We start from the raw sequence: 11963 nt of genomic DNA on the forward strand, positions 1-11963 counted from the left end.
CCCCAGCCCCGTGCGACTCAAGCTCGATTGCATGCTCGACACCGCGCTCAGCGACAGGTCGTGGTTCTTGCGCACCACATCCACAATCTCCACGGTCGCCTGGCTGGTCCTGGCCGCCAGGCTGCGCACTTCATCGGCGACTACGGCAAACCCGCGCCCATGCTCACCGGCCCGCGCCGCTTCGATCGCCGCGTTCAGCGCAAGCATATTGGTCTGCTCGGCAATGCTGCGGATGGTCTGCACAATGGCGCCGATGATGTCCGACTGCTTGCTCACCGCGTCGATACTCACCGCCGCCTGGTTCAGGTCGTGGGAAATTTCTTCGATGATCTGCACGGTCTGCTGCACCACCTCCGAGCCCTTGCGCGCGCAGGCGTCGTTTTGTACCGAGGTGGCGTGGGCCGAGTCGGCGGCGGTGCGCAGGGTAGTGACCTGGTCGGTGATGTCGCTGGCGAACTTCACCACCTTATACAGGCGCCCGCTGGCGTCGAAGATCGGGTTATAGGACGCCTCCAGAAACAGCGTCTTGCCGTATTTGTTTTTGCGCTCGAAACGGTGCGAGTGAAATTCACCGCGGTTCAGCGACGCCCAGAACGCCTTGTACGCTGGCGATTCGACCTCGCTGCGGTGGCAGAACAGGCTGTGGTGCTGGCCGACGATTTCATCCAGCGAGTACCCCACTGTCTTGAGGAAGTTTTCGTTGGCGTTGAGGATCTGCCCTTGGGGGGTGAACTCGATCACCGCCATGGAGCGGCCGATGGCGTCGATCAGGCTCTGGTTTTCATGTTCGTGATGCACCCGCGCGGAAATATCCGAGGCCACTTTGATCACACTTTGCACGTGGTCGTCGCTGTCCAGCACCGGCATGTAGCTGGCCTCGAGCCACACCTCCTGGCCGTGCTTGTTCAGGCGCATGAACGTGCCGCTCAAGGCTTCGCCGCGCGCCAGGTCACGCCACAGCTTGGCGTAGGCCTCGGTATGGGTGTAGGCCTCGTCGCAAAAGACGCGGTGATGTTTGCCGCGAATTTCGTCGAGGCTATAGCCCATGACGTTGCAGAAGTTGTCGTTGGCATTGAGGATCACGCCATCGCGGTCGAACTCGATCATCGCCATGGAGCGGCTGATGGCGGCGATTTTGGCGTTGGATTCGGTGAGAGCACAGGAGAAGCGTTGGATTTCAAGCAGGTCGGATTTGTGGTGGAGGTTGAACATGGTCAGATCACCCTGGAGTCCCGGCGCCAGAAAGGCGCATTCCATTCATTGTTGGATACTGCTGGCACAGCTTTCTGGGGAAATAACCATCCGAACCGCTTTATATGCCAAGCGTCATCAACGGTTCTGAGTGAGCATAGACAGGGCTTGGCGCTATGCAAGGCCACTAGTCCGCCAGTAATTTCAACAATGAGGGAGTGTCTGCAGCGCAGAGCAGGGGGTGCCTGCTCTGCGCTGTGGGGCGCAAGAATCGGCCGGATCGCAGGGTTGCAGCGGTGTCACTCAGTGACCGAACAGGCCCGTCTCGGATTTTTTGGCTTTCTTGTCTGCGCGTTTTTCATCGGCGGTCTTTGCCGGTTTCTTTTTTGCAGCTTTCTTTGAATCCATACCTTTGGCCATGATGCGTGCTCCACTGAAGGGGATGTAGCACTGGGTATACCACCTATTGCCGCGCAGAAGGCGCTTATAATCCCCGGCCCTTGATTATGTTGCCCAGACACCATGCCCGAACTTCACATCGAACGGCTGGCAGAACCGCTTTGGCCGCTGCTGAACAAGCTTTACCGCTGCCACAATTCGCCGATGAAAGCGCTCAAGGGTGGGCGTTTGTGGGTGGCGCGCGACAGCGAGATTGTCGCCGGGTTGTGCCTCACACCCGTGGTGGGCGGGCAGTGGTTGACCGGAGTGTTTGTCGACCCGGCCTATCGCGGCCAGGGGCTGGCGGCGCGGGTAATTGAGGCGGCGCTGGCGGATGTCGACGGTACGCTGTGGTTGCTCTGCCATCCGGACCTCGAAGGTTTGTATCAGCGCATGGGGTTCAGCCAGGACACGCTGCTGCCTCAATCCCTCAGCGAACGCTTGGTGCGTTACAAACGCAACAAACCCATGATCGCGATGGGCTTAGATCGTTTGGGCAGGTCGACCTCGGATAATGTGTGATCAGCGCGTGCGGGCCCCATGCTAGCCTCGGCGGCACAGTGGCCCCTTACAGGATGATCATGAAAACCACGCTTGCAGCTCTGTCCCTCACCGCCCTCCTCGCTCCGGCTTTCAGCCAGGCCGCCGACGCGCCGATCAGCGCCAAGCAGTACGCCAGCGTACTCGCCGGCAGTTGGCGCGAGCCCGCCAACAGCGCGCGCGACGGTTATCGCCACCCGCAGCAGACCTTGGCGTTCTTTGGCCTGGGCGCCAGGCAAACCGTGATCGAAATCACCCCGGGCGGCGGTTGGTACAGCGAACTGCTCGCGCCGCTGCTCAAGGATCACGGGCAGTACATCGCCGCCGTGCAGGCGCCGAGCAGCAGCGCTTACGCGCGTACGGCCGAAGAGAACCTGAAGAACAAATTCGCCGCCGACCCGACGCGGTACGCCAAAGCCGCCGTGGTCGAGTTCGACCCCAAGGCCCCGGTGTTCGGCAAACCCGCCTCGGCGGATGCGGTGCTGACCTTCCGCAATGTGCATAACTGGGTGGCGGCAGGCACGGCGCCGGCCACCTTCAGCGCCTTTTACAGCGTGCTCAAACCGGGCGGCGTGCTGGGCGTGGAAGACCACCGCGCCAAGGACGGGGCCGACCTGGAAGCGATCAAGGACAGCGGCTACCTGACCACCGCGCAGGTGGTGAAGCTGGCCACCGATGCCGGGTTCAAGCTGGCGGGGCAAAGTGAAGTCAACGCCAACCCGAAAGACACCAAGGACTATGCTGCGGGTGTGTGGACCCTGCCGCCGACGCTGAAATTGGGCGAACAGGACAAGGCCAAGTATGTGGCGATTGGCGAGTCGGACCGGATGACGTTGCGGTTCGTCAAACCCACCCAATAACCCGGCTTGAAATGCACTCCAAAGGTGGGAGGGGGCTTGCCCCCGATGGCGGCGTGTCAGCTACAGATTGCTGACTGATACACCACTATCGGGGGCACGCCCCCTCCCACATTTTTAACCACTGTGTGTCAGGAAGTTAGTCGTCGGCCGTGGGGTCCATATCCGGAAACATCACTTCGATAAACCCGAACTTAGTGAAGTCGGTGATCCGCGACGGGTACAGCCGACCGATCAAGTGGTCGCACTCATGCTGCACCACTCGCGCATGGAAACCTTCGGCAACGCGTACGATGGGCTCGCCCTTGGGGTCGAAGCCTTCGTAGCGGATCTGCTGGTAACGGTCCACCGCACCACGCAGGCCGGGCACCGAGAGGCAGCCTTCAAAACCTTCTTCCTTCACGGGGCTCAACGGCGTGATCAGCGGGTTGATCAGGATGGTCTGCGGCACCGGCGGCGCGTCCGGGTAGCGTTCGCTGGCCTCGAAACCGAAGATCACCAATTGCAGGTCCACACCAATCTGCGGCGCGGCCAGGCCAACGCCGCCCACGTGTTCCATGGTCTGGAACATGTCATCGATCAATTGCCACAGCTCGGGGCTGTCGAACATTTCCGGCGGAACCGGAGGCGCGATACGCAGCAGGCGTTCGTCGCCCATTTTCAGGATTTCACGGATCATCGATCAGACTTCGTCGGTAGTGGGCTTGGAATGGTCCCGGCCAAGGCCGGAGACATGCTGTTTTTCATCGGTGTGGCCCGCTTCGTCGAACTCTTTCTCGCCGGGGTCTTTGCCCTCGGCGGACATGTGCTCGATCACGGCATTCATCTCCGCGCCCAGCAGCAATACGGCGGCGGAAATATAGAAGTACAGGAGCAGGACGATGATCGCACCGATACTGCCATACATGGCGTTGTAGTCAGCGAAGGTTTTGACGTAGTAGCCAAAGCCGAGGGAGGCGATGATCCACACCACCACCGCCAGCACCGAGCCTGGGGTAATAAAGCGAAATTTCTGCTCGACGTCCGGCATCACGTAGTACATGAGGGCCACGGCGAACATCAGCAGGATCACGATCAACGGCCAGCGCACGATGGTCCACACGGTCACCACGAACTCTTGCATGCCGATCTGCCCCGCCAGCCATTCCATCACCTGCGGGCCCAGCACCATCAGCGCCGCAGCGGCCAACAGCATGCCGGCGATGCCGACGGTGTAGAAAATCGACAGCGGAAAACGCTTCCAGATCGGACGGCCCTCCACCACGTCATACGCAGCGTTCATCGCGCTCATCATCAGGCGCACGCCGGCCGACGCGGTCCACAGGGCAATCACGATACCCACCGAGAGCAGGCCACCCTTGGACTGCTGTAATTGGTCGATCACCGGGTTGACCTGCTCCAGCGCCTGGGGCGGCAGCACCAGTTCCGACTGCAGGCGCAGCCAGGTAAAAAAGTCCGGCAGGTGCAGAAAACCGATCAGGGCGATAAGGAACAGCAGGAAGGGAAACAACGAAAACAGCATCTGATAGGCCAGTGCCGAGGCGTAGGTGGGCATCTCGTCATCAACGAATTCCTTGACGGTGCGCACCAGCACTTTATGAAGCTTGAGGCCGTCTAGTACCGGAAAAATCATAGCGTCTCCTTTCGCCGCAAAAAGGTTGAGTTCGTGGGCGACTCAGGGGCCGTTTTCTACATCAAAGTAGCCCATTTGGCGACTTTGAAACAATTTCGAAAGTTTAGTTGCAACGGGTCATACAAAAACGGCCATCCGTGGATGGCCGTCAGGCTGCGCAAAAGCCGTGTTACTTGGTAGCTTTCTTTACCGCGTCTTTGGTATCGCCGACCGCTTTCTGTACTTCGCCTTTCTTTTCCTGGATCACACCTTCAGCGCGCAGCTTGTCGTTGCCGGTCACTTTGCCGACGCCTTGCTTGATGTTACCGACTGCTTCGTTGGCGACGCCTTTTACCTTGTCAGATGTGCTGCTCATGGTATTTCTCCGAAAGAACAATCAAAGGTTTTGGTCATTACCTAAAGATTGACCCGGGGCCGTTCGGCAGAGTTTCAATTATTTTTCGCCCGGCATTTCATCGCCCACCGCAGGTTGGGCTTTATGTTTTGCAGCCAACCCACGAGAATGCTCGGCACATTCAGGCCGTACCGCTGAATAACAGATCCCGTAGGAAGGTTATGAAACTCAATAAAGCACAGGCTATCGCCCGCAGAAACACCGAACTGGGCGGTGCCGTACTCGGCGTCAACAACTGCCACTTCACCGACTTGGACCGCAAACGCAACATCTGGTGGTTCGACCTGCCAGTGGGCCGTATTGCGGTGGGCCACTACGAGTGGATTCACTTGTTGATGCACGACGCAGAGACCGACCAACTGCTGCACCTCAAGGTGCCGACCGCCTTCCTGCGTGAAAAGCTCGAAGGCCTGGTGGTACGCAATGCCGGCAAGCGCAAGCCGGAGATTACCCTGGAGCTGAGCGCGGACAAGGACTCGTTCCTCAAGGACGTGCGCCCTACCGGCGCTGGTGTGAGCTTCGCGCAGTTCGCCCTGTAATCGTGGGGTGATAGCTGTTTGTGGCGAGCGGGCTTGCCCGCGTTGGGCTGCGCAGCAGCCCCAATAAGATCGCCGCGCAGGGGCATTGAAATCTCGGTTGCAGTTTTCAGGGCCACTTCGCAGCCCAACGCGGGCAAGCCCGCTCGCCACAAAAAACCCCGCATTGGCGGGTTTTTTTATTCGGTTATTTTTTGAGACCGAGTTTCTTCAGTTCTTCATCACGCAACTCACGCCGCAGAATCTTGCCCACGTTGGTGGTCGGCAATGCATCGCGAAACTCAACGGCCTTGGGCACTTTGTAGGCGGTGACGTTGGCGCGCATGTGCTCCATCACCTGCTCCTTGGTCAGGGTTGCGCCTGGTTTGACCACGATAAACAGCTTGATGTGCTCGCCGGACTTCTCGTCCGGCACGCCGATGGCCGCGCATTGCAGCACGCCCGGCAGGCCCGCCAGCACGTCTTCCAGCTCGTTGGGGTACACGTTGAAGCCGGACACCAGAATCATGTCTTTCTTGCGGTCGACAATGCGCATGTAGCCATCAGGCTGAATGATCGCGATGTCACCGGTCTTGAGCCAGCCTTCGCTATCGAGCATCTCGTCGGTGGCGTCCTGGCGCTGCCAGTAGCCTTTCATCACCTGCGGGCCCTTGACGCACAGCTCGCCGGTTTCACCCAGCGCCAGCTCCGTGCCGTCGTCGGCGATGACTTTACACACGGTGGACGGCACCGGAATGCCAATGGTGCCGATCTGGATATGCTGGATCGGGTTCACGGTGGCCACCGGGCTGGTTTCGGTCATGCCGTAACCTTCGCAGATGCCGCAACCGGTCACGGCCTTCCAGCGCTCGGCCGCTGCCAGTTGCAACGCCATGCCGCCCGACAAGGTGACTTTCAGCGCGGAGAAATCCAGCTTGCGGAAGGCTTCGTTGTTGCACAGCGCCACGAACAGCGTGTTCAAGCCGACAAAGCCGCTGAACTTCCACTTCGACAGTTCCTTGACCATCGCCGGCAGGTCGCGCGGGTTACTGATCAGGATGTTGTGGTTGCCGATCAGCATCATCGCCATGCAATGAAAGGTGAAGGCATAAATGTGGTACAGCGGCAGCGGCGTGATCAGGATCTCGCAGCCTTCATTGAGGTTGGACCCCATCAGCGCCTTGCATTGCAGCATGTTGGCGACAAGGTTGCGGTGGGTCAGCATCGCGCCCTTGGCCACGCCGGTGGTGCCGCCGGTGTATTGCAGCACCGCCACATCGCCGCTGGCGGGGCTGGCATCGTTGACCGGTTGGCCGTGGCCCTTGGCGAGCACGTCGTTGAACTTGATGGCCTGGGGCAAGTGATACGCCGGGACCATTTTCTTCACGTACTTGATGACGCTGTTGATCAGCAGGCGCTTGAGCGGCGGCAGCAGGTCGGCGACCTGGGTGACGATCACGTGCTTGACGTCGGTTTTGGGCACGACTTTTTCAGCCAGGTGCGCCATGTTGGCCAGGCACACCAGGGCCTTGGCGCCGGAGTCCTTGAACTGGTGCTCCATTTCCCGCGCGGTGTACAGCGGGTTGGTGTTGACCACGATCAGGCCGGCCCGGATGGCGCCGAACACGGCGACCGGGTATTGCAGGACGTTGGGCAGTTGCACGGCGATTCGATCGCCAGGCTTGAGGTCGGTGTGCTGTTGCAGGTACGCGGCGAAGGCGCCGGACAATTCGTACAACTCACCGTAGGTGAGTGTCTTGCCCAGGTTGCTGAAAGCCGGTTTGTTGGCGAAGCGCTGGCAGGACTGTTTCAGTACCGCCTGAATATTCGGATACTCGTCTGGATTGATTTGTGCAGCAATCCCGGCGGGGTACTTATCCTTCCAAAAGTCTTCGTTCATGGAAGCCCACTCCTCAGCGACGTCAGCGACGCGAATTCAGCATCGCATTTGATGCGATTATTATTGGTGTATGTTTTTAGGTGAATCTGGCGCTTTCAAGCAGGCCGAGACGTCACAAAGCGCGCCGAGAGTAGCAGCTTTGCCAAGGGCCGCCTAGAGCCAAAAGAGGGCCCCACAGTCATAAACATGACTGTCCTACAATAATTGGTCACACTTTATTCGTCGCTTGAATTCCCCAGTAAAAGGCTCTGGAATAGGCCCTACAGGCCAATAAATAACAAATGTGGGAGGGGGCTTGCTCCCGATAGCGGTGTATCAGCCAACACATCTGGTGCCTGATATACCGCGATCGGGAGCAAGCCCCCTCCCACATTTTTGATTGCATTTCACATCAGGCGATGTCGCGCAGCTCCCTGCGTAAAATCTTGCCCACCGGCGTCATCGGCAACGACTCGCGCAGCACAATCTGCTTGGGCACCTTGTAGCCCGTGAAGTTGGCCTTGCAGTAGCTTTTCAACTCCTCGAGGCTCACGCCCTCGGCACGCGCCACCACGAACAGCTTCACCGCCTCCCCCGTGCGTTCGTCCGGCACACCGATTACCGCACAATTGGCCACCGCCGGGTGCGCCATCACCACGTCTTCGATCTCGTTGGGGTACACGTTGAAACCCGAGACGATGATCAGGTCCTTCTTGCGGTCCACGATGCGCACAAAGCCGTCGTGGTCGATCACGGCGATGTCACCGGTCTTGAGCCAACCCTCGGCGTCCAGCGCCTCGGCGGTGGCGGCCGGTTGCTGCCAGTAGCCCTTCATGACCTGCGGCCCCTTGATGCACAGTTCGCCGCGCTCGCCCAAGGGCAACTCGGCCCCTTCGTCATCAATCACTTTCATTGCCGTGGCCGGCACGGGAATGCCCACGGTGCCCAGGCGGGATTTGTTGCCATAAGGGTTGGTGCTGGCCACCGGTGAGGTTTCGGTCAGCCCGTAACCCTCGCCAATCGCGCAACCAGTGAGCTGTTCCCAACGCTCGGCGGTGGCCTTGATCAGCGCCGTGCCGCCGGAGTTGGTGAGCTTGAGGTAGGAGAAGTCCAGGCTCTTGAAGTCGGGGTGGTCCATCAACGCCACAAACAGCGTGTTCAGCCCCAGCAACCCGGTAAAGCGCCACTTTTTCAGCTCCTTGATAAACCCGCCGATGTCGCGCGGGTTGGTGATCAGCACGTTGTGGTTGCCCGACACCATCATGCACATGCAATTGGCCGTGAATGCATAGATGTGGTACAGCGGCAGCGGCGCGATCATCACCTCCTGCCCTTCCTTGATCAGCGGGTGGCCGTCCTCGCCGGTCTGGGACATGCAAGCGCGTACCTGTTGCATGTTCGCCACCAGATTGCCGTGGGTGAGCATCGCGCCCTTGGCCAGGCCAGTGGTGCCGCCGGTGTATTGCAGCACGGCGATGTCATCCAGGCTCACCGGGTGGCGGGTCACACCCAGGCCCGCGCCCATGCGCAGGGCGCGCTTGAACGACACCGCGCGCGGCAGGCTGTAGGCCGGGACCATCTTCTTCACCTTGTCGACCAGGGTGTTGACCAGCCAACCCTTGGCAGCGGGCATGAAGTCGCCCATCTTGGCTTCGATCAGGTAGTCGATCTCGGTGTCGCTGCACACCTCCTGCACCCGCGAACCGAACAGGTTGAGGTAGACCAGCGCCCGCACGCCGGCGTCCTTGAACTGGTGGCGCATCTCGCGCGGGGTGTACAGCGGGTTGGTGTTGACGACGATGAGCCCGGCGCGCAACGCGCCGAACACGGCAATCGGGTAATGCAGTACGTTGGGCATCTGCACGGCGATGCGCTCGCCAGGCTTGAGGTCGGTGTGCTGTTGCAGGTAGCCGGCGAACGCCGCACTCTGGCGCTCAAGCTCGGCGTAGGTCAGGGTGATGCCCATGTTGCTGAATGCCGGACGGTCGGCAAAGGCCTTGCAGGAACGCTCGAAGACCTCGATCACCGACTTGTAGGCCGCAAGGTCGATGTCACTGGGAACGCCCGCCGCGCGTTTGTCATTCCAGAAATCAGGTTGCATTATTCTTGTCCTCTTACCTGAGTGTGTCCGGCCGCTTTCTGATTGCTATAAAAAGCGGAGCTTTGGGGACGTTAGCAGCTATGGCTAAACAGGCAAATACAGGAAACAGCGTCATTGATTGCGTGAATCTTCCTACAAGGGCCTGCGCTGATCAGACGCCGCCTCCAGGGATGAGCTATACACTGCAACGACGCTGAGCTGACCTTGAGCAGACGTTGAGGAAAGGAACCGCCATGAACCACCGCACCTTCTGGCTGACCGCCAATGACCGCAGTCGCCTGTACGTCAATCAATGGATGCCCGACGCCCCGCCCAAGGCCCTGGTGATGCTGTCCCACGGCATGGCCGAGCACAGCGGTCGCTACGCGCGCCTGGCCCAAGCGCTGTGCGCCGCCGGCTACGGGCTGTATGCGCTGGACCAGCGTGGCCACGGCCGCACCGCCGACGCTGGCACCTTGGGCCTGTACGCCGAGAAAGACGGCTGGAACAAAGTGGTCGGCGACCTGGCCAGCCTCAACCAGCATATCGGCCAGCAGCACCCAGGTATGCCGATTGTGCTGCTGGGCCACAGCATGGGCAGCTATATCGCCCAGGCCTACCTGCTGCACCACAGCGCGAGTCTGGATGGCGTGATTCTCAGCGGTTCGAATTTCCAGCCGGTGGCGCTGTACCGCGCAGCACGGGCAATCGCGCGGTTCGAGCGCCTGCGCCAAGGCGTACGCGGGCGCAGCGCGCTGATCGAGTTCTTGTCATTCGGATCGTTCAACAAGGCGTTCAAACCCAATCGCACCGCTTTCGACTGGCTCAGCCGCGACCCGGCTGAAGTCGACCAGTACATCAACGACCCGCTCTGCGGATTCCGCTGCACCAACCAGCTGTGGATCGACCTGCTCGGCGGCTTGCAGCAAATCAGCAAAGCGTCCAATCTCGCGCAGATCGACCCGGGCCTGCCGATCCTGGTGATCGGCGGCGAATGTGATCCGGTGAGCGAAGGCAAGCGTCTCACTGGCTTGGCCGATGCCTTGCGCGCGGCCGGCTGCCAGCACCTGCAATTGACTGTCTACCCGCAGGCGCGGCATGAAGTGTTCAATGAAACCAACCGCGATGACGTCACAGCGGATGTGCTGACGTGGCTCGACCAGGCCCTGACCTTGCGCAGGCCGGTTCGCTGCGAATAACTTTTCTTTTAAAATCAGCAGCTTAAAATCAGCCGATTAATTTACCGATTAGCCACAGGATGCACCCTTAGATGACCCAGGTAACCAACACCCCGTACGAAGCCCTCGAAGTCGGCCAGACCGCCAGCTACAGCAAATTGGTGGAAGAACGCGATATCCAGCTGTTTGCCGCGATGTCCGGCGACCACAACCCGGTGCACCTGGATGCGGAGTACGCCAAGGCGACCATGTTCAAGGAGCGTATCGCCCACGGTATGTTCAGTGGCGCGCTGATCAGCGCGGCGGTGGCCTGCGAGCTGCCTGGGCCGGGGACTATCTATATCGGCCAGCAGATGAGCTTCCAGAAGCCGGTGAAAATCGGCGACACGCTGACCGTACGTCTGGAGATCCTGGAGAAGCTGCCTAAATTCCGCGTGCGCATCGCCACCCGTGTGTTCAACCAGCGCGACGAGTTGGTAGTGGACGGTGAAGCGGAGATTCTTGCGCCGCGTAAGCAGCAAGTGGTGACGCTGACCGAGTTGCCGCCGATCAGCATCGGCTGAAAGCAATTCAAGGGTCCATGCCATGCAAATGTGGGAGGGGGCTTGCTCCCGATTGCGGTGTATCAGTCATTTAAATATCGACTGTTCTACCGCAATCGGGAGCAAGCCCCCTCCCACATTATTTGTTACCCAGCAAGGCTTACGACTGAGCGCGAGCCTGGTTACGCAGGGCTTTCACCTGGTCGTGGTTGCGTTGTACGCCGTGGTACTGACGCTCAACCAGATCACGAATGCCCAGCAGGTTGTGCTTGTTGATCTTCTCGATCGCTTCTTTATAAGCCTTCAGGGCATGGTCTTCACCACGCTCGGCTTCGTTCAGCACAGCCTCTTCATCCTTGCCGGTGAGCATCGACTTCACGTCGACCCAACCACGGTGCAGGGCACCCGCAACGCTGCCGGAATCTTCCGGATCACCACCCAGGGCACGTACGGCGGTTTTCAGTTCAGCGGCGGCGGTGGCGCAGTCAGCGGAACGCTTGGAAAACAGGGCTTTGAGTTCTGGGTGCTTGATGTCTTCAGCGCACTCCTTGAAACCCTTTTGGCCGTCGATGCTGGTCTCGATCAGGTCGTTCAGTACGGAGATCGATTCTTTATTGATGTCAGTCATTTTTCAATTCCTTGTACGGGTTAGAAGGTTGTCTTAGTGGTTGCAGCGCCCGTGCCAGGTTTTAAAAAATATAATTAACCTTATATTT

12 protein-coding genes are annotated in these 11963 nt (G+C 59.7%); 5 read left to right on the forward strand and 7 right to left on the reverse strand.

Annotation, left to right across the window (positions count from 1 at the left end):
• Positions 1 to 1212 (reverse strand): PAS domain-containing methyl-accepting chemotaxis protein (locus GIW02_RS26055; RefSeq protein ID WP_236422180.1); only part of this gene is annotated, 1212 nt, incomplete at its 3' end.
• 501 nt (positions 1213 to 1713) lie between these two features.
• Between GIW02_RS26055 and GIW02_RS26060 the strand changes: the two genes are divergently transcribed.
• Both GIW02_RS26060 and GIW02_RS26065 read left to right on the forward strand, forming a co-directional pair.
• A complete protein-coding gene (locus GIW02_RS26060; protein WP_236413127.1) occupies positions 1714 to 2151 on the forward strand; it encodes a GNAT family N-acetyltransferase in 438 nt (145 codons plus the stop codon).
• 59 nt (positions 2152 to 2210) lie between these two features.
• Positions 2211 to 3029: a methyltransferase gene (locus tag GIW02_RS26065; protein ID WP_236413129.1), complete on the forward strand. Its 819-nt coding sequence runs from the start codon at positions 2211 to 2213 to the stop codon at positions 3027 to 3029.
• Positions 3030 to 3165: 136 nt separating this feature from the next.
• Here the strand turns inward: GIW02_RS26065 and def are convergent, their stop codons facing one another.
• From def to GIW02_RS26080, 3 genes are all read right to left on the reverse strand, one after another.
• Positions 3166 to 3705 carry a peptide deformylase gene (gene def, locus GIW02_RS26070; protein ID WP_236413131.1) on the reverse strand — a complete coding sequence of 180 codons (540 nt, stop codon included), beginning with the start codon at positions 3703 to 3705 and terminating at the stop codon, positions 3166 to 3168.
• A gap of 3 nt (positions 3706 to 3708) precedes the next feature.
• The gene (locus tag GIW02_RS26075; RefSeq protein WP_236413134.1) at positions 3709 to 4659 is read right to left on the reverse strand and encodes a YihY/virulence factor BrkB family protein; all 951 of its coding nucleotides are present in this window, start codon (positions 4657 to 4659) and stop codon (positions 3709 to 3711) included.
• 169 nt (positions 4660 to 4828) lie between these two features.
• Positions 4829 to 5014, reverse strand: a complete 186-nt coding sequence (locus GIW02_RS26080) for a CsbD family protein (RefSeq protein ID WP_024077074.1) — start codon at positions 5012 to 5014, stop codon at positions 4829 to 4831.
• 200 nt (positions 5015 to 5214) lie between these two features.
• Between GIW02_RS26080 and GIW02_RS26085 the strand changes: the two genes are divergently transcribed.
• Positions 5215 to 5592, forward strand: coding sequence for a hypothetical protein (locus GIW02_RS26085; protein ID WP_236413136.1), 378 nt, complete (start codon positions 5215 to 5217; stop codon positions 5590 to 5592).
• Positions 5593 to 5776: 184 nt separating this feature from the next.
• Here GIW02_RS26085 and fadD1 read toward each other — a convergent pair whose 3' ends face one another.
• Positions 5777 to 7468: a long-chain-fatty-acid--CoA ligase FadD1 gene (fadD1, locus tag GIW02_RS26090; protein ID WP_236418944.1), complete on the reverse strand. Its 1692-nt coding sequence runs from the start codon at positions 7466 to 7468 to the stop codon at positions 5777 to 5779.
• Between the two features lie 391 nt (positions 7469 to 7859).
• On the reverse strand, positions 7860 to 9548 hold the full coding sequence (fadD2, locus tag GIW02_RS26095; protein ID WP_236422181.1) for a long-chain-fatty-acid--CoA ligase FadD2: 1689 nt from the start codon (positions 9546 to 9548) through the stop codon (positions 7860 to 7862).
• A 233-nt stretch (positions 9549 to 9781) separates the two neighbouring features.
• Here fadD2 and GIW02_RS26100 point away from each other — a divergent pair, with 233 nt between their 5' ends.
• Both GIW02_RS26100 and GIW02_RS26105 read left to right on the forward strand, forming a co-directional pair.
• A complete protein-coding gene (locus tag GIW02_RS26100) occupies positions 9782 to 10726 on the forward strand; it encodes an alpha/beta hydrolase (RefSeq protein WP_236418949.1) in 945 nt (314 codons plus the stop codon).
• A 71-nt stretch (positions 10727 to 10797) separates the two neighbouring features.
• Positions 10798 to 11268: a MaoC family dehydratase gene (locus tag GIW02_RS26105; RefSeq protein WP_010208208.1), complete on the forward strand. Its 471-nt coding sequence runs from the start codon at positions 10798 to 10800 to the stop codon at positions 11266 to 11268.
• 139 nt (positions 11269 to 11407) lie between these two features.
• On the opposite strand, the gene GIW02_RS26110 is transcribed toward GIW02_RS26105, so the two are convergent.
• Complete coding sequence (locus GIW02_RS26110; protein ID WP_236418951.1) at positions 11408 to 11875, reverse strand: ferritin-like domain-containing protein; 468 nt, start codon at positions 11873 to 11875, stop codon at positions 11408 to 11410.
• Between the last annotated feature and the right edge of the window lie 88 nt (positions 11876 to 11963).

The organism is Pseudomonas syringae, from assembly GCF_021606685.1.
In the GTDB taxonomy this organism is placed as follows: domain Bacteria; phylum Pseudomonadota; class Gammaproteobacteria; order Pseudomonadales; family Pseudomonadaceae; genus Aquipseudomonas; species Aquipseudomonas syringae_R.